Below are 20,745 nucleotides of genomic sequence, written 5' to 3' on the forward strand. Positions count from 1 at the left end.
GCGAGTCGCTGCGACCTGCGGTTAACCCGCTGTTCAACACGCTGAGGCGAGGTCGTCGGTCTCGTTGGCCTGGTAGCCCTTGTTGCGCGAGCCCAGTGAGCCGCCGGTGACCGGACCGCCCTTGTCCGAGCCGGCCTCGGAGTCGCCGGCCGACTTGGTCTTGCCGCCAGTCGTGCCGTCGGCCTTCTGGGTGGGCGCCTTGCTCTCGCCGTCGGTGCCGGGACCCTCGAAGACCTCCTCCTTCTTCGGAGTGGCCTTCTTCACGGCCTTGCGCACCTCGGCGTGGATGTCGGACATGTCCGGGTCGGAGGTGTTGACCAGGGGCGGCACCAGCGAGAGCGTCGAGATCTTCTGCGACTTTGCCTTGAGGGCCAGCGCGGAGAAGCGCTCGATCTCGCTCGGGGGCACGCTCGTGGTGATCGTGGACCCGGTCGCCTTCGCGACGTCCTGGTAGTGGCGTACGACGTCCGCGGGGCTGGTCTGCTGCAGGATCGCGTTCAGGACGCACTTCTGGCGGGCCATCCGGGAGTAGTCGTCGGAGTCGTGACGGGCCCGGGCGTACCAGAGGGTCTCGAACCCGTCGAGCTTCTTCGTCCCCGGCTCGATGTGGGTGTAGAAGCTGTCGGTGGGGATGCCGACCGGGATCGGCTGGCGTACCTTCAGGGTGACTCCCCCGATCGCGTCCACGATCTCCTCGAAGCCGTTGAGGTCGACGATGGCGTAGTAGCTCATCTGCAGGTCGGTGATGCCCTCGACGGCGTCCACGGTGGCGGCCATGCCCGGGTCCTTCTCACCCTTGTAGAGCTCCTTGTGCTCACCGGCCCAGGTGCTCACTCCGTTGAGGTAGCAGCCGTCGCAGTCGAAGCCGCGCGGGAACTCCTTGTCCATCGGCGAGCCGTCGTCGAAGGTGAAGTTCTGCATGTTGCGGGGCAGGCCGATGAGCACGGTGCGGCCGGTCACGGCATCGATCGAGGCGACGGTGAGCGAGTCGGGGCGCAGGCCCCAGCGGGTCTTCCCGCCGTCGGAGTCGGCGCCGGCGAGCAGGACGTTGAACCGGCCGTTGTGGGCCTCGGCGGCCTCGGCGCCGGCGAAGATCGCCTCGACCATGCCCTTGTGCACGCCGACCAGGTGGGCGCCGAAGATCATGGTCGCGGCCACGGAGAAGGCCAGCGCGCCGTTGATGGCGACGACGATGCGGCGCTGCTTGAGGTCGAGCTCGAGCGGGCGGCCCAGGCGCCAGGCGTCCACGAAGAGCGCTGCCCAGGCGATGGCACCGGCGATGAGCGCGAAGCGGAAGATGCCGAGCAGCCACGGCGTCGTACCCAGCCGGAAGACAAGGCCGTGCCACAGCAGGGAGATGCCGAAGACCAGCCCGGCGGTGACCGCGAGACCGAGGACGGTCCAGATCGCGATCCGGCCGACGCGGCGGTTGCCGGCGACGAGCTGGGCCGAGCCGGGCAGCAGCAGCGTGATCAGCAACAGCGCCATGGCACGGCGGAAACGCACGCGGGAGGCGCGTTCGGCGGCCGTACGCTGGGGCCGGTAGTTCTGGTCAGCCATCACAGGTCCCTCGGGGAAGTTCTTCTTGACCGGGCAGGTTTTGCCGGGCGAGGGGGGTTACCTGGCAAAAGGGTTGCCCCGTCAGTATCACTAGTCACACGCGTAACAAAGGGGTGCGACGCGCCGTCTAACTCTAGCGGCGCGGCACGGTACCTTTGAGCGCATGCCAAACCCCCGCAACCCGGGCAACCCCAACGATCCCCGGTCGCAGCAGTACGGCTGGGCGTACGGTGGCGGTCAGTCCGCTCCGTCCTCGGGACCGGAGCCCACCAATGTCATGCCCACGGTCGGGCGACCTCCTGCGGGCTCGCCGCCCCCGGCGCCGCCGCGCGGTGGCTACGACCGGCCGCTGCCTGAGCCGGGACAGATCGCGCCGACACCTGGGTACGACCAGCGGGGCTATGGCCAGCAGGGCTATGACCAGGGCTACCAGCAGCAGGGCGGCTGGAACCAGCCGAGCGAGTACGGCAACGGTGGCTACGGCGGCCCCGGCGGTCCGGGCGACGGAAACGGCGGAGGTCGCGGCGGTCGCGGGGGCCGCACGCCCAAGCCGAAGAAGCGCCACCCGTTCCGCCGGTTCGTCGCCATCGTCATGATCCCGGTCCTGATCCTGGTCGGCGCGGTCGCCTGGATCGGCATCAGTGCCTGGAACAAGGTCGACAAGGTCCCCTACGAGCCGACCGCCGGCGAGCGGCCTGCGGACCAGCCGGGCAAGACGTATCTCATCGTCGCCAGCGACTCGCGCGAGGGCCTGACCGCCAAGGAGAAGAAGAAGCTCTCCACCGGTGACGCCGCGGGCAGCCGCACCGACACGATCAAGCTGCTGCACACCGGGGCCGGCAAGACGATCGTGGTGACCCTCCCGCGTGACTCCATCGTGCCGATCCCGGGTCATGGCGAGACCAAGATCAACGCGGCCTTCGCCTACGGCGGCCCCGAGCTGCTGGTCCAGACGATCGAGCAGAACACCGGCGTCCGCATCGACGGCTATGTCGAGATCGGCATGGGCGGACTGGCCCGGCTCGTCGACGGCGTGGGTGGCATCGAGATCTGCCCGAAGAAGGACATGAAGGACCCCAAGGCCGGCCTGGACATCCAGAAGGGCTGCCAGGAGGTCGACGGCGTCACCGCGCTCGCCTACTCCCGCTCGCGCTACGCGGCCGAGGCCGGTGACCTGGGTCGTGGCGCCAACCAGACCGAGGTCATCTCGGCGATCGGCAAGAAGGCCACCAGCCCCGCCACGCTGCTGAACCCGTTCAAGCTCGCCGAGATGGGCACGGGCGCCGAGGGGCTCAAGGTCGGCGAAGGCATGAGTGTCATCGGCGGCGCGCAGTTCCTGTGGGCGTTCAAGGCGCTCGCGGGCGGCTCTGCGATGACCTGTGGCGTCCCGATCCGCGACTTCGCGGTCAACTGGCGCAAGGAGGACGCGCTGACGATGTTCGGCCACATCAAGAACGACACCGTCGACGAGATCCCGGCGGACATCTGCACGCCGACGGGTCTGCCCGAATAGCTCGTTCCACCCAGCCGTCCCTACTGACCTTCGTCAGTAGGGACGGCTGCTTTTCGTCCACTGTGCCCGGCTGCGTACGTCCATAGGTTCGAGGCATGATCACTTTGGACCACCTGACCAAGAGATACGGCGCGACCACCGCGGTCGACGATCTCACCGTGCAGATAGAACCCGGAAAGGTCACCGGCTTCCTCGGCCCCAACGGCGCCGGGAAGTCCACGACCATGCGGATGATCCTCGGCCTCGACCGGCCCACGTCCGGGACCGCCACGATCGACGGCCGTCCGTACGCCTCGCTGCAGCGTCCGCTGCGCGAGGTCGGTGCGCTGTTGGACGCCAAGGCGGTGCACCCGGGTCGTCGGCTGCGTACGCATCTGGTGGCGATGGCGCGGAGCAACTCGATCCCGGCGGCCAGGGTCGACGAGGTGCTCGAGCGGGTCGGCCTGGCCGGGGTCTCCCGGCGCCGGGCAGGGAGCCTCTCGCTCGGGATGAGCCAGCGACTCGGGATCGCGGGCGTGCTGCTCGGCGACCCGCGGGTGATGCTCTTCGACGAGCCGGTCAACGGGCTCGACCCGGACGGGGTGATGTGGATCCGGAAGCTGCTGAGGTCGCTCGCCGCGGAGGGGCGTACGGTCCTCGTCTCCAGCCATCTGATGAGCGAGATGCAGCAGACCGCCGACCATCTGGTGGTGCTGGGCCGGGGTCGGCTGCTCGCGGACTCCCCGATTGCCGACTTCGTCGCCGGGCACGGGTCGCTCGAGGAGGCGTACTTCCGGCTGACCGCCGGGAGCGTCGAGTACACCGGGACGGAGGTGGCCTGATGCTTGCTGCGATCTCGTCCGAGTGGACCAAGCTCTGGTCGGTCCGCTCGACCTGGTGGTGCCTCATCGGCGCGGCCGCGTTGATGGCGCTCTACTCGGTCCCGCTGGGCTTCGACGCCGCCAACCCCAACCCGAACATGTCCCACGCCGACCAGCTCCTCCACGCCGAGGACGTCGCCACCGCTGGGCTGCTGTTCACCCAGTTCGCACTGATCGCGCTGGCGCTGCTGACGGTCACCGCGGAATACGCCTCGGGCAGCATCCGCACCACCCTGCAGTGCGAGCCCCGGCGTGGCCGGGTGCTGGTCGCGAAGCTCCTCGTCGTCGAGGTCGTCGCGCTCGTCTCCGGGGTGCTGCTCGCCGTCCTGGGCGCGGGCCTCGGCTATCTGACCGCGGGTGACTACGGCGTCTTCGACGTCTCCTCGGTGGCCACGGTGGCCGGCAAGGTCAGCGTCTACATGGGCGTGGTCGTCGCGCTGGCCATCGGCCTCGCGGTGGCGCTGCGCAGCACGGCGGGGGCGCTCGTCGTGGCCTTCCTGGCGCTCTTCCTGCTGCCGATGGTGCTGATGATGAGCGGTATGGACCTGATGACCGACGTCTCCTACTACCTGCCGGGGACGGCGGGCACCGAGTACCTCGGCATCGGGATCGCGACCCTCTTCGGGCTCGACGACGGGCTCCCCTATGACGCCACCGGCGGCCTCGGGCTCTTCGCCGCCTGGTCGGCGGTCACGCTCCTGGCCGGCTACGTGGTGTTCCGCCGGCGCGACGCCTGATCGTCCCGAACGCTACCGATCCTCGCTCACGAGCCCGGCCTCGTGGGCGAGGATCGCTGCCTGCACCCGGTTGCGTACGCCGAGACGACCGAAGGCGCTGCTCAGGTAGGCCTTCACGGTGCCCTCCACAAGGTGGAGCCGGCGGCCGATCTCGGCGTTGGAGAGCCCGGCGCCGACCAGCGCCATCACGTCGCGCTCGCGGTCGGTCAGGGTGGCGACCTTCGCCCGCGCGTCCGCGGCCCGCGACATCCGATCGCCCGTGCCGGCGCCGAGCTCGGCGATGACCCGCTGGGCGACTCTCGGGGAGAGGAAGGCGGCGCCGTCGGCGACGGCGTGCACGCCCGCGAGCAGCTCGCGGGGATCGCCGGACTTCAGCAGGAACCCGCTCGCCCCGTCGCCGAGCGCACGGGCGATGTAGGCGTCCTCGGAGAAGGTGGTCAGCATGATCCGCGCGGTCTCCGGTGCCGTCCTGGCGATCTCGGCCCCGGCGGCCAGGCCGTCCATCCGCGGCATCCTGACGTCGAGCAGCGCGACGTCAGGCCGGTGGCGCTGAACCGCTTCGACCGCCTCGCGCCCGTCGGCGGCCTCTGCGACCACCTCGATCGTCTCGTCGGTCTCCAGGATCGCGCGTACGCCGGCCCGCACCATCGCCTCGTCGTCGGCCAGCAGCACCCGGATCACAGACTCACCTCGCGCCGCTGGTCGGCGGGGACCGGGAGATCGGCGACCACCTCGAAGCCGCCGCCGGCGGTGGCGCCGTGCCGCAGGCTGCCGCCGGCGGCACGTGCCGCCTCCTCGAGCCCGGCCAGGCCGAGGCCCGTCGTCGCGCCGGCTCGGGGCGGAAGGGTCGCGCGGCCGTTGGTCACGCTGAGGCGTACGCCGGTGGCGGCTGTGTCCACCGAGACAGTCACCGTCGACCCGGGAGCATGCCGGGCAGCGTTGGTGAGTGCCTCCTGCACGATGCGGTGGGCGGCCGCGTCGCGCACCCTGTCACCGGGCTCGAGCGAGCCCAGCAGACGTGCGTCCATCCCCGACGCACGGGCGCGCTCGACCAGGCCGTCGATCCCGTCCGAGGCGGGCACGAGCGGAGCGTCCTGGGACACCGGGCGCAGGACGCCGACGATCTCACCGAGGCGCGCGGTGGCCTCTGCGGCGGCCGCGCGAATGGCTCCGGCGGCCTGCTGATGATTCTCGGCGAGTCCCGGCGCCACCTCGAGGGCACCGGCCCGCAGCGCGATCAGGCTGAGCTCGTGGCCCAGCGAGTCGTGCATCTCCTGGGCGATCCGGGCGCGCTCGGCCAGCTGGGCCTGTTCGACCTGGGTCGAGTGGCTGCTCACGACCTGGCGCAGATAGCGACCGCTGAGCCAGGGCAGCGCCATGAAGATGACCATGTTGCCGGCCATCGCCACCTGAACGCCGCCGCCGTTGACCACGGCATCGACCACCGTCAGCGTCACCACGGACACGCCCACCACGACCGCCACCGGCAGCACTCGCTCGGCCCATCTGCCGACGAGGAAGCTCATGAAGACCGCGAAGGCGATGTAGCTCAGCAGGGACCAGCCATCGAAGGCCACCACCGTGCCGCCGACCAGGGCGCAGGTGATCGCGACCGCGACGGCCGGGTGCCTCGGCCGGACCCACAGTGCGACCGCGACGACGAGGACGCCGGCCATCGCCACCCAGCCCGACCACTGCGGGTGGCGGGCACCGCTCATGTAGAGGTGCTCGGCCGCGACCGCCGCGACCACGAGCACCGACAGCAGCTCCGCTACGGGCAACGATCGCGGCCGGGGGCGGGGACGGCGTAGCAGGCTCACCCTCCCCACGGTAGTTGCCGCATCGCGCCGGGCGTACCGACTTTCGACAGTACGTAAACCCGCCCTGCGGTGGCGAACGGATACGAGACAAGGGGTCTCGACAAGCTCGACCACCGGACAGTCGGGTCTCGACAAGCTCGACCACCGGTGCAGACTGGGGCCCATGGCTTACGAGACCCTGACCTTCGACGTGGACGCCGACGGCATCGCGCTCCTCACCCTCAACCGCCCAGACGCGCTCAACTCGTTCACGGTGACGATGGCGCGCGAGCTGGAGGAGGTCTTCACCACCGACGCGATGGCGGACGAGGTGCGCGCGGTGATCGTGACCGGCGCCGGACGGGCGTTCTGCGCGGGGATGGATCTGTCCGCGGAGGGGAACGTGTTCGGCCTCGACGAGTCGCTGCAGCCGACAGCCGAGAAGCTCAGCGAGCATCTCGCCGACCCTGCCAAGCACCCCGAGTACGCCGAGGGCGTCCGCGACACGGGCGGCAAGGTCACTCTCGCGATCCACGCGCTCCCCAAGCCGGTGATCGCCGCGATCAACGGTCCGGCGGTCGGCATCGGCGCCACGATGCTGTGCGCGATGGACGCCCGCCTGGCCTCCTCGAAGGCGAAGATCGGCTTCGTCTTCGGCAAGCTCGGTATCGTCCCCGAGGCCTGCTCGTCCTACTTCCTGCCGCGCGTCGTGGGCATCCCCCGGGCGCTCGAGTGGCTCTACACCGCGGAGATCCTCGGCCCCGACCAGGCTCTCGAGGGCGGCCTGGTCCGAAGCATCCATCTCCCCGACGAGCTGCTGCCCGCCGCCTTCGAGCTGGCCCGGAGGTTCACCCAGAACCGCTCGCCGGTCGGCACCGCACTCGTACGGCAGCTGATCACCCGCAACGCCTCTGTGCGTCATCCGCTCGAGGCGCACATGGCCGACTCGTTGGCGATGTTCTACAGCTCGATCGGGGACGGCAAGGAAGGAGTCGCGGCGTTCCTCGAGAAGCGAGACCCGGAGTTCACCTCGAAGGCATCCGAGGTCCCGGACGTATTTTGCCCTTCTGACCTGCGCTGACAGTCGCGAACCCTCTGTTGTTCCGGGGGATCCTGGGCTACCGTCGAAAGTAGGCCCGCCCGCTGGTCCATACCCGGGCGAGGCCGCGGCCGGCACGCAGTGCCCAACCCGAGATGGGCGCGTGTCGGCCGCCTCTCGGGCAGGCCCGCCTACGTCGGTGCGGCCATCGAATCCGTCGGGGTGATGATCGGGATGTGGACGAGGGCATCGAACGATTCGCGCAGCGAAGGAAGCTCGATGTAGTTGTCACCGTCGGCGTTCGGGTCGTACAACCCGGAGATGAGGCGCGTCGAGAGCGAACCGGCCTCGGCAAGGCCCGCCGTGCGCACGATGAGGGTACGCGCGGTGCCGCCTTCATCGAGCAGGGCGTCAACGGATCCAGCCTGCGGTGCGGGAATGTCGAACCTGGCGATCCGGCCCCGCCCGAAGCCGACGTTCACGGCGACGTAGTCGTCGCCGAGTGACGCACGCAGGTGAGTGCCCAGCATCGGCCCCAGGGCGACCGGGGGTTGCGCGGCTATGTGGGCGGTCCCCTCCCAGACGACGATGCGAGCTTTCGTGCGCTCGTGGTGGCTCAGTAGGCGTTCGGCTGCCGCGCGTTCACTGCGTGCCATGTCGTACCCACCGAAGGGTGCCGTGGTTTCCGACGGGCCGGCGTTGTCGTCCCGTTCCGCAGTGGCGGGCTGCGGCGAGCCCGGCGCGTGAGCGTGGTAGTCGACGATGTCGTCGAGAATCGTCAGCGCCTGATCGCGCGCCGGCCCGGCAGGAGCACGGAGCGCTGCGGCTCGGGCGGTGCGGGCGAGGTCGACGAAGGGCGTACCCGGGTGCAGCCCGCGGGCCCGTTGCACGTGCTCACCGCCGTCGTGGGCGACGCGGATCACGTTCAGGTGCTGCTCGACATCCTCGGCGATCTGCTGGTCGACGCCGCGGAGCAACTCGGCGACGGTGTCGTAGTCGGCAGCGACGGTCGTGGACGCCCCGATGCCGACGAGCCTGACCCGGTCATCGGTCGGTCGAGTCGCGTTGAGCGTCCGCAGACGGATCAGCTCGTCGCGGAACTGCGCATTTCGCCATGGCCCCCATGCCTGATCGAGCGCATGCTCGAGGTCGACCGTCTCCCCGATGACGTACCGGTCATACTCGGCGACGACCCGCGGCGAGTCCAGGATCGCGATCGTCGTGAACCCCTCGTCGGCGAGCGATCGGGTGGCCTCGAAGATGAAATCGAGCACTTCTCGCGACTCGCGAGTGCTCATCCCCATCCCCAGGATGGAGGCGTCGCGGGCGAGATCCGCGATCAGGTCCGGCTGCACACCATCGACAGGTCCGGAGGCGATGGCGCGAGAAGGTGAAGGTGGAGGGCTTGCGGTGTCAGACAGCGATTCGTTCATGCAGAACACCGTGCGGGTTCAACATAGGTTGAAGTCAAGGGCGACCTCGGCGCGAGCCGGTCACCCGTTGGTTTCGGCGCCGATCTCGCAGAGAGTGGTGCCGGATCCCAGGGCGGCGAGCTGCTCCTTGAGGCGTGCGACCCGCTCCTCGGCTTCGTTGATCAACTGGGCAGCGATCCGGTCCCAGTCGAGCGCGTCGGGGTGGCGGTCGCTGGGGAGCTGATCGAAGAGCTCGGCGATCTCCCGGACAGTCAGACCGACGCGTTGCGCGAGTTTGGCGACCAGGATGCGGCAGGCTGCAGAATCGTCGAATCGGCGCTGGTTCCCTGCCGTCCGCACCGCGTGGACGACGCCGTGCTTCTCGTAGAACCGGACGGCCGAGGACGCGACGCCGCTTTCGTTCGCGACCTCCTGGACGGTGAGCTGGGTATCCGTTCCGGCGGTGTCGAGCAGCACGTCTGAGGTCATCTCCTCACGATAGGCGCACCGCCAGTTGACTTCAACATATGTTCAACCCTCAGCGTGGCTCCTATGACATCCACTACTGCCGTCTCAACCGCGTCATCATCCCACCCTGTCCTTCCACAACGGGTTGCGGTGGTGTCCGCCAGCGTGCGGTCCCAACGGATCAGCCCCGCCATCGCAGATTGGGTCACCGCCCTTCTCTCCCGCACGGAGACGGTGACCATCGATCCGATCGATCTCGCCGCCATCTCGCTTCCCGACGACGAGCACCTGCTTCCCGGCGGCGGCCCGAGGAGCGAGGTGGTCGATCGAATCGAGTCCGCCGACGCGTTCGTGTTCGTGACCCCGGAGTACAACCGTTCGTACCCGGCGTCGTTGAAGAGACTGATCGACTGGCACTACCGGGAGTGGATGTTCAAGCCGGCCACCATCGTGGCGTACGGAGCTCAGGGCGGCCACGCGGCCGCCGAGCACCTACGCGGGGTCCTTGCCGAGCTGCACGTCGTCACCACCGGAAACGCAACGAACCTGCGAAGTCCCTGGTCCGCCCTGGACGACAGCGGCCGGTTCATCCCCAGCCAGAGTCTCGACGCGGCGCTCTCCGCCGCCCTCGACGAGCTTGTCTGGTGGGCGGACGCGCTGACACCTGCACGCACCGCTCGCCCCTTCACCGGCTGACAGCTAGGCGCCGATCCGACCCGCGTACTCCTCGACGATGGCGTCGACAGGCTGGGCGACGTCGATGGCGAACCCCGCCTCGTCGTCCCCGAGCGGCTCCAGCGTTCGGAACTGGCTCTCCAGGAGCGAGGCGGGCATGAAGTGGCCGGGCCGGCTCGCCTGGCGCCTCGCGATCACCTCAGGCGTGCCCTCGAGGTGGAGGAACGTCACCTCGGGGAGGTGTCCGCGGAGCTGGTCTCGGTATTTCCGCTTCAGCGCCGAGCAGCTCATCACGCCGCCGCGCTCGGCGTGCCTGGCGAGCCAGTCCCCGACCACCTCCAGCCACGGATAGCGGTCATCGTCGTCGAGCGCGATCCCGGCGGTCATCTTCTCGATGTTCGCCTGCGGATGCAGGTCGTCGGCGTCCTCGAACGGGACCCGGAGTCTGCCGGCGATCGCCGCCCCGATCGTCGACTTCCCCGAGCCCGAGACCCCCATCACGACCACCACCGGTTTCGCCATCAGACCATCGTACGGGCGTAGAGCCCCTCGAGCTCAGCGAAGTGCCGCTGCGCGCCCGCCTCCTGGTAGGAGGACGTGTCCGCCATGGTGTAGCCGTGCGGCGCGTCGGGATAGATGAGGTTGGTGTGGGCGACTTTCGCGCTGTCCAGCGCAGCGCCGAGGTCGGCCACGTCGGCAGGCGTCATGGAGCGGTCGTGGTCGGCGTGGCCGAAGTAGTACTCCGCCTTCGTCCCCGCGATGCAGGTGTGCGGCGAGGCCGCGTCCGCGGTGACCAGCCCGCCCCCGTGGAAGCCGCCGACCGCGACGAACGCGTCCGGGAACCGCCCGGCGGTGCGCACCGCCAGCCGCGCCCCCATGCAGTAGCCGTGCGTTGCGAGCGGGCCGGAGACGTACGTCTGGAGGGTCTCGACGTACGCCGGGACGTCGGCCGCGAGCCGGTCCACGGTGAGGCCACGGACCCGGTTCATCGCGCCGCCGGCGAAGAACGCATCTCTCGCCGCAGGGTCGCGGAGGTCACCGGTCGGCGCCAGGTCGGCCACGCTACCGTCGCGGTAGAACGTGTTGGGCGCGAGCACGAGGTAGCCCCAGGACGCGACCTGCTCGATCATCTCGGCGATCCGCGGCCGCAGGCCGATGGCGTCCATGTAGACGAGTACGCCACCCTTCGGGCTGCTCTCGGGCCGGGCCAGATATGCCTCAGCGATGCCGTCAGGTGTCTGGATGTCGATCTGTTCCACCACGGTCCTCACGCTACCGGCACGTACTTGCTGCCATGCTCGTCGTCATGACCCTGCACCTCGAAGCATCCCGAGCCATCCCGGTCGAGCCCGAGATGGCCCTGGCTCTCGTCCTCCCCGCCCCGCTGCCGAAGATCTTCGGCCGCCGCTACGCCGCCATCACCCCGATCACCGAGATCCGGGACCAGACCGGCGCCTGGGACACCGCCGGCCAGACCCGCACCATCGTCCTCGCCGACGGCGCGACGATGCAGGAGACCCTGACCGCGATCGACGCCCCGTCCTCGTTCTCCTACGAGATCACTCCGCTCTCCGGCCCGCTCAAGCTCCTGGTCGGCCACGTCGTCGGCCGCTGGTCCTTCTCCCCCGCCGGCACCGGCACCCGGGTCACCTGGTCCTGGGACGTCACGCCGACGTCGGCTGCCGCATCCGTTGCGATGCCTGTCTTCGGCTGGATGTGGAAAGGGTATGCCCGGCAGAGCTTGGAGGCTCTCGAGGAGTTGTTGGTCGGCGCCTGAGCTTTGCTTTCTTGCACGCCGGCGTGGTGGGCGTCTCCTCCCTGGCCCAGTCGGGTGGGGGAGGCGAACGAAAATTCGTTCGGCGGGAGAAACCCTCGCCAGCTTTCTTTCACCGGAGGTGAGAGTTCCCTTCTGCATGGTCGATCGGCGGCGAACGAATCTTCGTTCGCCGCGGAACGGCTACCTACCGCGGAGTGAGTGTTCCGCGGCCCGCACCGGCCTTCGGGTGAGACGTTCCGGCAGGGAGGTCTCGACAAGGTCGACCACACCGAATCGACTGTGTTGGTCTCGACACGCCTCCGCCTAGCGGCTCCGGCGGCTCGACCAGCGGGGGCGGGGAGGACCGAAAGGTCACTCCACCCCGTGCCGCTTGATGAACGAGAGGATCTGCTCGGAGAGCTCGGGGCGACAGACGATGACGTCGGGCAGATAGACGTCGTCCTGGTTGTAGCGCAGCGGCGAGCCGTCGATGCGGGAGGTGAAGAGCCCGGCAGCGGCGGCGACGGCGACGGGGGCGGCGGAGTCCCACTCGTACTGTCCACCCGCGTGGACGTACGCATCGGAGATGTCACGCACGACCGACATCATCTTCACCCCGGCCGATCCCATCGGGACCAGCTCGGCGCCGAGCTCCTCGGCCAGGGCCTCGACGAAGGCCGGCGGGCGGCTGCGGGAGACCGCGATCCGCGGACGAGCCGAGGTCGAGGGCGGCACGACGGGAGCCACACCGGTGTGGAAGGTGCTCTGCAGGGAAGCGTCCGCGAGCGCCGGCTGCGCGACCGCACCGGCGATCAGCTCTCCACCGTTGGAGGAGGCCCACAGCGCCACGTGCACAGCCCAGTCGTCGCGCGGCGGCTCCGAGAACTCGCGGGTCCCGTCGAGGGGGTCGATGATCCAGACCCGGTCCTGGGTGAGCCGCTCCTTGGAGTCCTTGCCCTCCTCGGACAGGACGCCGTCCTCGGGGCGGTGCTCGGCGACGAGCTCCATCAGCAGCTCGTGGGCGGCCAGGTCACCGGCGTCCTTGAGCTCCTTGCCCTCGAGACCGGAGGTGGCGCGCACCTCGAGCAGCCGCCGACCGGCGGTCTCGGCCAGCCAGGCGGCCAGCAGGTGATCGGAGGCGAGGATCTCGGGCGTGGGCACGCCGGCTTCGAAGGTCACCGCGGCACTCTATCGAGACGCCCTGCGACTCCGATAAAGGCCCAGTCCGAGCCCGAGAGCGACGACCAGCGCCACCCCGGTCAGCACGGCGCGAAGGACGAGTCCCGACTTGGCACGCTCGTGCTCGTCGGTGACGTTGTTCGCCATGCTCTCGGTCGACTTCAGGATCACGTCGCGAAGGCTCTGGATGTACTCCACCGCGCCGTCTGACCAGGTGCGTACGATCGGCTCACCCTTCGACGCCGCTCGCAGCTCCGTGGCGACGCCCTCGACGCTCCCCTTGGCGGCGACGTCGCGGACCGTACGCTGCACCATCATCGCACCCGAACCCTTGTCGAAGGTGCCGTCGGAGATCCGGTCGAGGTCCGCCTGCAGCGCGGGCGAGGCACCCGAGTAGAACGCGGAGGACGCCTTGACCCACGCGGCCTCGGCGTCGGCGAGCTCCTTGACCGACTTGGTGCCGATCTCGTTCTCGGACAATGCGAACATCATGAGCTCCCGCTCGGTGCTGAACGCCTCCGCGACCGCCTTCAGCTTGGTGAGGTTGCGGAGCTGGTCGCCGGTCTCGTCCTCCAGCTCCGGCAGCTGCGCCGCGAGCATCAGCAGGTTGCCGGCCAGCCCGGTGTAGACCTCGCGGGCCGCGTCCTGGCTGGCCCGGTCGCCTTGCTGCATCTCGACCCGGTAGAGCTCGAAGTCGTCGAGCACCTCGGTGATGTCGTCGTGGAGCGTCCGCAGCTCGGTGTCACTGTCGACGTCGATCTCGGCCGCGGCGGTCCGCCACTCCTGGATCGCGAGGTCGGTGGTGTGCAGATACGTGGAGCGTACGTTGACCGGTGCCTGCGAGACGGGCTGCAGCGCGTCCCGCTCGAAGATCACGTCTACGGCGAGCTCGATGGTCTCCGGGAGCGCCTCGCTGATCGCGGCCGCCTGCCCCGTCTCGGAGGCGCTGCGGAAGGCGGCGAACGTCGCCCAGCCACCGACGGCGACGCCGAGCAGGGCGACGGCCAGCAGGATGCTCACCACCCGATGACCGCCGCCGGAGCGCTTCGCGGCCCGCGCACCGCCTGTCGGGAAGGAGCCGCTGGCGCCGATCTTGGCGAATCCGCCCGTCGATCCGGTGGCGTCGGCGGCCGGGAACGAGCCGCTCCCGCCGAACGCCTGCGCGCTGCGCGCGCTCACTGCCTCGAACGCGCCGGAGGTGCTGATCGGGCCGGACGCGTGCGTCGTACGCGGCCTCGGCACCTTCGCGTCGAAGACCGGCAACGGCCCCGACCCGGTGAGCACCGCGACGACATCCTGGGCGTTCGGCCGCTGCTCGGGATCCTTGGCCATCATCATCGCGACCAGGTCGTCGATGATCCGCGGCACCTGGACCGTGCCGCTGACCCGCGGGACGGGCGCGCTCGCGTGCTGGTAGACCATCGTGGCCGGCGCACCGCCGGAGTATGGGTTGCGCCCGGTGAGCATCTCGAAGAAGACACAGCCCAGGGAGTAGATGTCGCTCGGCGGACCGACCTCGCCGCCCGAGCCACGCTCGGGCGAGAGATACGCAAGGCTCCCGACGACATCATGGGTCGAGGTCAGCCGCTGGTCACCCAGCCGGGCGAGCTGGGCGATCCCGAAGTCGACGATCCTGATCCGGCGCTCGCCGTCGTAGACGAGGTTGGAGGGCTTGATGTCGCGGTGGACGATCCCCTGGCCGTGGACCGCTGCGAGGGTACGCGCGGCCTGGACGATCACCTCCCCGGCTTCCCGGGCGATCAGCGGGCCGTGCGAGCGCAGCCGCTCGCCGAGGTCGGGGCCGGTCAGGAGCTCCATGACGAGGAAGGCCATCGGCCCGCTGCTGGTCTGCTCGATCCCGGCGTCGTGCACCTGCACGGTGCCGGGGTGGCTGGCGGCCGCGGTGGAGAGCGACTCGCGTCGGAATCGTTCGACCATCGTCGGGTCGGCCGATGTCCTCACGACCTTGACCGCGACCCAGCGCTGCAGGGTGAGATCCATGGCTTGCCAGACCTCGCCCATACCGCCTCGCCCGATCAAGCGGTGCAACTCGTAACGGCCGGCGATCATGGGTTGGGGGGAGGTTTGCATGGGGGACGTTCCCGTCGAGGATCCAGTTGTCAGTTCATGTCAGGTTGCTCACACAACGGCCTCGGAGTTTAGGGGACTCCAACTAGTAGGCGCCAGAGCCCCGGACTACAGCCTTCACTGTGCGCACGACGATCCCGAAGTCACGCAGCAGCGTCCAGTTGTCCACATAGTCCAGGTCCAGCCTGACCGTGTCCTCCCAGGAGAGGTCCGAACGCCCCGAGACCTGCCACAACCCGGTCAGACCAGGAGCAACCGCGAGTCGGCGATGAGAGTCGCGATCGTACATCGCCACCTCGCTCGGCAACCCTGGACGGGGACCGACCAGCGACATCTGGCCCAGCACGATGTTGAACAGCTGCGGCAGCTCGTCGAGGGAGTACTTCCGCAGCACCCGTCCCACCCGGGTCACCCGGGGGTCGGTACGGAGCTTGAAGAGGACATGTCCCGGACGGTGCTCGAGCGTACGCAGCAGCGACTCCGCGTCGACCACCATGGTGCGGAACTTCCAGATCCGGAACTGCTCGCCACCGCGACCGACACGCACCTGCCGGAAGAACACCGGCCCCGGGGAGTCGAGCTTGATCAGGACCGCCACGACGGCGAAGACCGGGAGGAGCACGGCGACGGCGGCCGCCGCGGCCAGCCACTCCCACATGTACTTGGCGACCCTGGCCAGCCGCGCCCGGAGGGCCTCGTCGACGTAGAGGAGAGTCATCGAGCCCAGCCGCATCGACGACGTACGCTGTGGGGTGACGTCCTGCATCCGGGTGCTGACCAGCAGCGGCAGGCCGAAGGACTCGCTCGTCCAGGCCAGCCTCTGGATCTCGCGGCCGGCCAGGTCGGGGCCGGGGACCACGAGGACCGCGTCGGGCGCGGCCGAGGCGATCGCGCCGGAGAGCCCGTCGGCACGGCAGACGGCCGCTGCCTCCATCAGGCCTCCGCTGAGCCGGTGGGTCCACTCCGGGATCGCGCCGGTGTCATGGGCGGCCTCCACGACGACGACCCGCAGCGGGTTGCGCGGCCGGGAGCTGAAGATGTAGCCCACCACCCGGAACACGAGCGCGGCCACCAGCCCGAGGATCGTCTGCGCGACCAGCTGCGCCTGCGGGAGCGTGATCAGCGCGCCCAGCAACCAGGTCGCCATGCTCATCGCCATGAACGCCTTGAAGACCCCGGAGACCGTCGCCCGCAGGCGCTCGGCCCCGGGAAGGATCTTCGGGGCGGTGATCCTCGTCGTCAGCGCCCAGACCAGCCCCCACCCGAGTGCGTGGACGATCTCCTGACCCAAGAGCAGTGGCGCCAACAGCACCACCGCGAGCCCGTCCAGCATCGAGGCCTGCACCCGAAGGGAAAGTGTCTTCGGGGACACCCTCCGCCGGTTGAGGTCGAGCGGGGCGGTCACCTCCACCGACGCCAGTTCGATCGTCATTCATCTCCCCCGTTGCTGCGGCGCGCCCGAACGCTACTTCTGACAGAACAATGCGGTATGGAATGGCCTGATGGGGCCCGACAGGGGTCCGGTTAGACCAAATGAGGGAACGACTCAGCACTGGTCCAGACCAGTAGTCCAGACCAGTAGCAGCGCCGAGTCGGCGCAGATGTCCCAGAGGTTCGGGACATCTGCGCCGACTCGGCGCGTGAGTCAGGCCAGCGACTGGGGCGATCGCCAGCCCAGCCGGTGCGCGAGACCGACGGCGGCGATCTGGGAGGTGACCTGGAGCTTGGCGAGGATGGACTTCACCTGCGTACGCACGGTCGCCTCGGAGACGACGCCGATGACGGCGATCTCGTGGACGGTGCGGCCGAGCATCAGATGGCCGAGCACCTGCGACTCCCGCTTGGTGAGCAGCTCGATGCGGCGGCTGAGCTCCGCGATCTCGTGCTGACGCTCGAACCAGATCCGGATCAGGCGCTCGCGATCGGTGACCGCGAGCACGCAGGCGCCCTGGTAGAGCCGTCTGACCGTGCCCAGGATCTCGCCGAGCGGGCGGGACTTCGACAGCACCGTACGGGCACCGTTGCGGAGCGCCTGGCCCCAGCGCGCCTCCTCGATCGCTCCCGTCACCACGACCACGTCGATACCGGCCTTGGCGAGCGGCTCGATCAGCCGCACGCCGTCGCCGTAGCGCCCCAGGTCGAGATCGAGGAGCACGACCTTCGGCTTGTTGCGGAGCACGACGGAGACCATGGTGGTGGTGGAGACCGGCTCGTTGGGCATCGGGACGCGGCGTACGTCGTATCCCTCCATCGAGACGGCGAGCTCGAGCGACTCGGCGAAGAGGACGTGGTCCTCGACGATGACGACTCTGTACTGGCTACGCGGCGACTGCGTCATCAGGCGCGCCTTCCTTCTTCTCTTGGATCACGGCACTCGGGAGGGTGACCACGAAGGTCGTACGTTCCGTGTCGGCCAGGCGCAGCGATCCGCCCATCCGCTCGGCGACGGTGCGGGCCTCGTTGAGCCCGATGCCCTGGCCGGCCGAGTCCGGCCCGCGGACGCCCCAGTCGAACATCCGGTCACGCACCGCGGGAGCGACGCCGGCACCGTCGTCGGAGACCTCGATCACGACCATCTGGCCGGACACGCCGGCCTCGTGCCGGACCTCGACACCGACAGCGCCGGCGCCGTGCTTGGCAGCGTTGTCGAGGAGAATGTTGATGATCTGCGCGGCTGCGTCCGAGCTGCCGATGGCGAGCGCGTTGCTGGGCGTGCGATCGATCTTGGCGCCGCCGGCCTCGTGGGCCAGGGCGAGATTGTGGATGACCGCGTCGACGTCGATCACGCCGACGTCGACCGGCAGCGTGTCGGCACCGCCACGCTGTGCACGCACGAGGCGCTCGAGCCGCCTGAGCTCGCTGCCCATCATGGTCAGCATCGCGACGCGACGCTCCGGGTCGAGGGTCTCGCAGCTGCGCAGCAGCTCGCTGGCCGAGCGCACCCCGGCAAGGGTCGAGGTCACCTCGTGCATCCGGGCCCGGTGGAGACGCTGCGTCTCCCGCGAGCTGAGCAGGTCGTGGTAGATCTCGTCGGCTGCCTTCGCCTCCGCCGCGCACACGCGCCGGTAGATGCGTACGGCGCCGTACAGGAGGCCCGCGGAGGCCACCAGCGAGGTGGCGATGATGATGATGACCGGGATGATCCAGAGAAGTGATCCGTGGGGATGAAAGGTGACCCACGGGCCTTGGAGGACGGCGAGCAGAAGACTCTGGACGCCGACGAAGACAGCGGTAGTGGTTGCGAACGCGGTGGTTAACCAACCCGAGTTGACCCGCTTGAATATGGACGTAGACATACTGCTCCCCAGGACGGGTCGGCCAGTGAGGTATGAGTCCCGAGACGGGCCGTGTCCAGGCCCTTGCTCCCCCAGCCCGAGCTTGTCGGGCCTTCCCAGTTTGAATGATGTGACCGGATCCTTCGCTGAAGGAAACGTAATCATCACGTTATCGTCGCGTGACCTGGTTGCGGGCCAATACCGAGAATTGAGGAGCCATAGAATCCCGAGGTCGTCCTCAACCTACATTGCGGGACACGTTGTCCCAGGTCATCCCCAAACTTGGGGCACTGTAGAACATGTTCCCGGTCTGCGCCTCTGACCACCCAGAATGGGTATACCCCCTGGGAGATCTGGCGGGGTCCGAGACGACCGGACGGCGCGGCAGACATGGCAGGATCGACCGTAGGACTCAGGGTCGCGGTATCGGCGGACGAGACGATGACCCTCGACGCGGTGAGAGTCGCACTCGACGAGCGCGGCATCACGGTGACGGCGACTACCGCGACCGACGCCGACCCGGTCGCACTCCTCCACGGTGACCCCGCCACCTGGCTGATGGTCACCGACCTCGACCACTGGAGCCAGCTGGACCAGGTGTGCGCGCTGGTGCGCGGCGTACGACTGCCGGGGGTCGTGCTCACCACCGCGTCGCGAGGTGGGCTGTGGGGTGCGCTGCTCGAGGCCGGGGCGGTCACGGTGCTGGCCGCCGAGGCCGACTCCGACGCCATCGAAGGCGCGCTTCACGACGCTGCGGAGGGCCGCCCCGGGCAGTCGCCGGCACAGATCGAGGGGCTGTTGGCGCAGTGGCGAATGATGCGCGAGGAGAGGCAGCGGATGAGCCGCCTCGTCGGCTCCTTGACCGTGCGCGAGCACGAGGTGCTCGAGCTGCTCTACGACGGGGTCACGGTCGCCGAGATAGCGGCACGCTTCGGCGTGGCCCAGGCGACGGTGCGCAGCCAGGTGAAGGCGATCCTGCGGAAGTTCGAGGTCGGCTCTCAGCTGGCCGCGGTGGCTGCGTACGACCGGTATCTGCGGCCGACGCAAGCCTAGGGGTCGCGCCTAGGAGTTGAACCGCTGCTGGGTCTTCTCCAGACCCTCGGCGACCAGCGTCTCGATGGCGTCGGCGGCGGTGTCGACCACGAACGGGAGCACCTTGCGCTCGGTGCTGGAGAAGCTGGAGAGCACGAAGTCGTGCACCTCCTGGCGTCCGGGCGGGCGGCCGATGCCGACACGCACTCGGTGGAAGTCGCCGGTGCCCAAGGAGGACCGCATCGACTTGAGGCCGTTGTGGCCGTTGTCGCCACCACCCAGCTTGACCCGCATCGTGTCGAAGGCGATGTCGAGCTCGTCGTGGATGGCGATGACGTGGTCGGGCGGGACCTTGTAGAAGGTCGCGAGCGCCTTGACCGGCCCGCCGGACTCGTTCATGTAGGTCCGGGAACGGGCGAGCACGACGCGTGGGCCGGGCACCCCCGGGGTCGTACCCCGGAGGCGCCCCTCCACGACGTCAGCACGGCCGGACTTGTGGGCACGCCACTTGCTGCCCAGCCGGTTGGCCAGCTCGTCGGTGACGAGGTAGCCGATGTTGTGACGGTGCCCGGCGTACGTCGGCCCGGGGTTGCCCAGGCCGACGACCAGCCAGACGCCGTCGGTCACCGAGTCCGAGGTCACTCGGAGTCGGCGGCCTCGGCCTCAGCGGCCTCGCCCTCAGCGGCCTCGCCGTCGGCGGGCTCCTCGTTGACCTTGGCCTCGGTGATGTTGACGACCAGGGACTCCGGGTCGGTGACGAGGGTGGTGCCCTTCGGCAGCTCGACGGCGCCGGCGAGGATCTGGGTGCCGGCCTCGAGACCCTCGACGCTGATCTCGATGCTCTCCGGGACGTGGGTGGCCTCGGTCTCGACGGTCAGGGTGTTGGCGTCGGTGACGACCATGGTGCCGGAGATCGCGTCGCCCACGACGTGGACGGTGATGTCGACGGTGACCTTCTCGCCGGCCCGGACGGCGACGAAGTCGACGTGCTCGATGACGCGGCGGACGTCGTCGACCTGGACCTGCTTGGTCATGGCGAGCTGGATCTTGCCCTCGATGTCGAGCTCCAGCAGCGCGTTCGCACCGTGGTTCTTGAGCGCCATCATGGTGGCGTGGCCCGGCAGGCTCAGGTGGATCGGGTCGGCGCCGTGGCCGTAGACGACCGCCGGAATCTTGTTCTCACGGCGGATGCGGCGAGCGGCACCCTTGCCGAACTCGGTGCGCTTCTCGGCGACGATCTTCTCGCTGGACATGCGGTGAACTCCTCGATGAGTGGTGCTGGCGTCAATGGCGCCCGGCAGGTCCAACGAAGGCCGTGCGACAAAGGCACGGCGTCTCATGAGAAGACGTCC

Annotated in this window: 21 protein-coding genes; 7 read left to right on the plus strand and 14 right to left on the minus strand. The window is 69.2% G+C overall.

Going from position 1 to position 20,745, the window contains the following annotated elements:
* Positions 1–33 precede the first annotated feature (33 nt).
* Positions 34–1,560 (minus strand): LCP family protein, encoded by a 1,527-nt coding sequence (locus tag BJ988_RS19425; RefSeq protein WP_179659580.1) that lies wholly within the window; start codon positions 1,558–1,560, stop codon positions 34–36.
* A gap of 163 nt (positions 1,561–1,723) precedes the next feature.
* Here BJ988_RS19425 and BJ988_RS19430 point away from each other — a divergent pair, with 163 nt between their 5' ends.
* The 3 genes from BJ988_RS19430 (at position 1,724) to BJ988_RS19440 (ending at position 4,670) form a co-directional block, all read left to right on the plus strand.
* Entirely contained in the window at positions 1,724–3,073 is a 1,350-nt protein-coding gene (locus BJ988_RS19430) for an LCP family protein (RefSeq protein ID WP_179659581.1), read from the plus strand.
* 95 nt (positions 3,074–3,168) lie between these two features.
* On the plus strand, positions 3,169–3,894 hold the full coding sequence (locus tag BJ988_RS19435; protein ID WP_179659582.1) for an ATP-binding cassette domain-containing protein: 726 nt from the start codon (positions 3,169–3,171) through the stop codon (positions 3,892–3,894).
* Complete coding sequence (locus tag BJ988_RS19440; protein ID WP_179659583.1) at positions 3,894–4,670, plus strand: ABC transporter permease subunit; 777 nt, start codon at positions 3,894–3,896, stop codon at positions 4,668–4,670. Before BJ988_RS19435 ends, BJ988_RS19440 begins: the two co-directional genes overlap by 1 nt.
* A gap of 12 nt (positions 4,671–4,682) precedes the next feature.
* Here the strand turns inward: BJ988_RS19440 and BJ988_RS19445 are convergent, their stop codons facing one another.
* Positions 4,683–5,351 (minus strand): response regulator, encoded by a 669-nt coding sequence (locus tag BJ988_RS19445; RefSeq protein ID WP_179659584.1) that lies wholly within the window; start codon positions 5,349–5,351, stop codon positions 4,683–4,685.
* Entirely contained in the window at positions 5,348–6,490 is a 1,143-nt protein-coding gene (locus BJ988_RS19450; protein ID WP_179659585.1) for a histidine kinase, read from the minus strand. Before BJ988_RS19450 ends, BJ988_RS19445 begins: the two co-directional genes overlap by 4 nt.
* A 163-nt stretch (positions 6,491–6,653) precedes the next feature.
* Between BJ988_RS19450 and BJ988_RS19455 the strand changes: the two genes are divergently transcribed.
* Positions 6,654–7,550 (plus strand): crotonase/enoyl-CoA hydratase family protein, encoded by an 897-nt coding sequence (locus BJ988_RS19455; protein ID WP_179659586.1) that lies wholly within the window; start codon positions 6,654–6,656, stop codon positions 7,548–7,550.
* A 149-nt stretch (positions 7,551–7,699) separates the two neighbouring features.
* On the opposite strand, the gene BJ988_RS19460 is transcribed toward BJ988_RS19455, so the two are convergent.
* Both BJ988_RS19460 and BJ988_RS19465 read right to left on the minus strand, forming a co-directional pair.
* On the minus strand, positions 7,700–8,941 hold the full coding sequence (locus BJ988_RS19460) for an erythromycin esterase family protein (RefSeq protein ID WP_179659587.1): 1,242 nt from the start codon (positions 8,939–8,941) through the stop codon (positions 7,700–7,702).
* A 60-nt stretch (positions 8,942–9,001) separates the two neighbouring features.
* The gene (locus tag BJ988_RS19465) at positions 9,002–9,397 is read right to left on the minus strand and encodes a MerR family transcriptional regulator (RefSeq protein ID WP_218860983.1); all 396 of its coding nucleotides are present in this window, start codon (positions 9,395–9,397) and stop codon (positions 9,002–9,004) included.
* 144 nt (positions 9,398–9,541) lie between these two features.
* Here BJ988_RS19465 and BJ988_RS19470 point away from each other — a divergent pair, with 144 nt between their 5' ends.
* Positions 9,542–10,084, plus strand: coding sequence for an NAD(P)H-dependent oxidoreductase (locus BJ988_RS19470; RefSeq protein ID WP_218860985.1), 543 nt, complete (start codon positions 9,542–9,544; stop codon positions 10,082–10,084).
* Between the two features lie 3 nt (positions 10,085–10,087).
* Here BJ988_RS19470 and BJ988_RS19475 read toward each other — a convergent pair whose 3' ends face one another.
* Positions 10,088–10,585, minus strand: a complete 498-nt coding sequence (locus BJ988_RS19475) for a gluconokinase (RefSeq protein WP_179659590.1) — start codon at positions 10,583–10,585, stop codon at positions 10,088–10,090.
* Entirely contained in the window at positions 10,585–11,325 is a 741-nt protein-coding gene (locus tag BJ988_RS19480) for a dienelactone hydrolase family protein (RefSeq protein ID WP_343051691.1), read from the minus strand. The genes BJ988_RS19475 and BJ988_RS19480 overlap by 1 nt, the downstream gene beginning before the upstream one ends.
* A 44-nt stretch (positions 11,326–11,369) precedes the next feature.
* Here BJ988_RS19480 and BJ988_RS19485 point away from each other — a divergent pair, with 44 nt between their 5' ends.
* Complete coding sequence (locus tag BJ988_RS19485; protein WP_246321526.1) at positions 11,370–11,840, plus strand: SRPBCC family protein; 471 nt, start codon at positions 11,370–11,372, stop codon at positions 11,838–11,840.
* A 351-nt stretch (positions 11,841–12,191) separates the two neighbouring features.
* Here the strand turns inward: BJ988_RS19485 and BJ988_RS19490 are convergent, their stop codons facing one another.
* The 5 genes from BJ988_RS19490 to BJ988_RS19510 form a co-directional block, all read right to left on the minus strand.
* Positions 12,192–12,998, minus strand: coding sequence for a 3'(2'),5'-bisphosphate nucleotidase CysQ (locus BJ988_RS19490; protein WP_343051692.1), 807 nt, complete (start codon positions 12,996–12,998; stop codon positions 12,192–12,194).
* A gap of 9 nt (positions 12,999–13,007) precedes the next feature.
* A complete protein-coding gene (locus tag BJ988_RS19495; protein WP_343051693.1) occupies positions 13,008–15,089 on the minus strand; it encodes a serine/threonine-protein kinase in 2,082 nt (693 codons plus the stop codon).
* Positions 15,090–15,171: 82 nt separating this feature from the next.
* Positions 15,172–16,518 (minus strand): exopolysaccharide biosynthesis polyprenyl glycosylphosphotransferase, encoded by a 1,347-nt coding sequence (locus BJ988_RS19500; protein ID WP_179659594.1) that lies wholly within the window; start codon positions 16,516–16,518, stop codon positions 15,172–15,174.
* A gap of 213 nt (positions 16,519–16,731) precedes the next feature.
* Positions 16,732–17,424 (minus strand): response regulator, encoded by a 693-nt coding sequence (locus BJ988_RS19505; protein WP_179659595.1) that lies wholly within the window; start codon positions 17,422–17,424, stop codon positions 16,732–16,734.
* On the minus strand, positions 17,405–18,382 hold the full coding sequence (locus tag BJ988_RS19510; protein ID WP_179659596.1) for a sensor histidine kinase: 978 nt from the start codon (positions 18,380–18,382) through the stop codon (positions 17,405–17,407). The genes BJ988_RS19505 and BJ988_RS19510 overlap by 20 nt, the downstream gene beginning before the upstream one ends.
* Before the next feature lie 435 nt (positions 18,383–18,817).
* On the opposite strand from BJ988_RS19510, the gene BJ988_RS31420 reads away from it, so the two are divergent.
* A complete protein-coding gene (locus tag BJ988_RS31420; RefSeq protein ID WP_179659597.1) occupies positions 18,818–19,414 on the plus strand; it encodes a LuxR C-terminal-related transcriptional regulator in 597 nt (198 codons plus the stop codon).
* Positions 19,415–19,423: 9 nt separating this feature from the next.
* Here BJ988_RS31420 and pth read toward each other — a convergent pair whose 3' ends face one another.
* Both pth and BJ988_RS19525 read right to left on the minus strand, forming a co-directional pair.
* Positions 19,424–20,035: an aminoacyl-tRNA hydrolase gene (gene pth / locus BJ988_RS19520; protein WP_179659598.1), complete on the minus strand. Its 612-nt coding sequence runs from the start codon at positions 20,033–20,035 to the stop codon at positions 19,424–19,426.
* Positions 20,032–20,646 (minus strand): 50S ribosomal protein L25/general stress protein Ctc, encoded by a 615-nt coding sequence (locus BJ988_RS19525; RefSeq protein ID WP_179659599.1) that lies wholly within the window; start codon positions 20,644–20,646, stop codon positions 20,032–20,034. The genes pth and BJ988_RS19525 overlap by 4 nt, the downstream gene beginning before the upstream one ends.
* Positions 20,647–20,745: the final 99 nt, after the last annotated feature.

The sequence above is a fragment of the Nocardioides panzhihuensis genome (assembly GCF_013408335.1).
Classification (GTDB): domain Bacteria; phylum Actinomycetota; class Actinomycetes; order Propionibacteriales; family Nocardioidaceae; genus Nocardioides; species Nocardioides panzhihuensis.

Bases quoted from the DNA above. Each gene is read 5' to 3' on its own strand.
- BJ988_RS19425 (WP_179659580.1), bottom strand. From the start codon at position 1,560: ATGGCTGACCAGAACTACCGGCCCCAGCGTACGGCCGCCGAACGCGCC.
- BJ988_RS19500 (WP_179659594.1), bottom strand. From the start codon at position 16,518: ATGACGATCGAACTGGCGTCGGTGGAGGTGACCGCCCCGCTCGACCTC.
- BJ988_RS19435 (WP_179659582.1), top strand. From the start codon at position 3,169: ATGATCACTTTGGACCACCTGACCAAGAGATACGGCGCGACCACCGCG.
- BJ988_RS19440 (WP_179659583.1), top strand. From the start codon at position 3,894: ATGCTTGCTGCGATCTCGTCCGAGTGGACCAAGCTCTGGTCGGTCCGC.
- BJ988_RS19510 (WP_179659596.1), bottom strand. From the start codon at position 18,382: ATGTCTACGTCCATATTCAAGCGGGTCAACTCGGGTTGGTTAACCACC.
- BJ988_RS19460 (WP_179659587.1), bottom strand. From the start codon at position 8,941: ATGAACGAATCGCTGTCTGACACCGCAAGCCCTCCACCTTCACCTTCT.
- BJ988_RS19455 (WP_179659586.1), top strand. From the start codon at position 6,654: ATGGCTTACGAGACCCTGACCTTCGACGTGGACGCCGACGGCATCGCG.
- BJ988_RS19430 (WP_179659581.1), top strand. From the start codon at position 1,724: ATGCCAAACCCCCGCAACCCGGGCAACCCCAACGATCCCCGGTCGCAG.
- BJ988_RS19495 (WP_343051693.1), bottom strand. From the start codon at position 15,089: ATGCAAACCTCCCCCCAACCCATGATCGCCGGCCGTTACGAGTTGCAC.
- BJ988_RS19505 (WP_179659595.1), bottom strand. From the start codon at position 17,424: ATGACGCAGTCGCCGCGTAGCCAGTACAGAGTCGTCATCGTCGAGGAC.
- BJ988_RS19475 (WP_179659590.1), bottom strand. From the start codon at position 10,585: ATGGCGAAACCGGTGGTGGTCGTGATGGGGGTCTCGGGCTCGGGGAAG.
- BJ988_RS19485 (WP_246321526.1), top strand. From the start codon at position 11,370: ATGACCCTGCACCTCGAAGCATCCCGAGCCATCCCGGTCGAGCCCGAG.
- BJ988_RS19525 (WP_179659599.1), bottom strand. From the start codon at position 20,646: ATGTCCAGCGAGAAGATCGTCGCCGAGAAGCGCACCGAGTTCGGCAAG.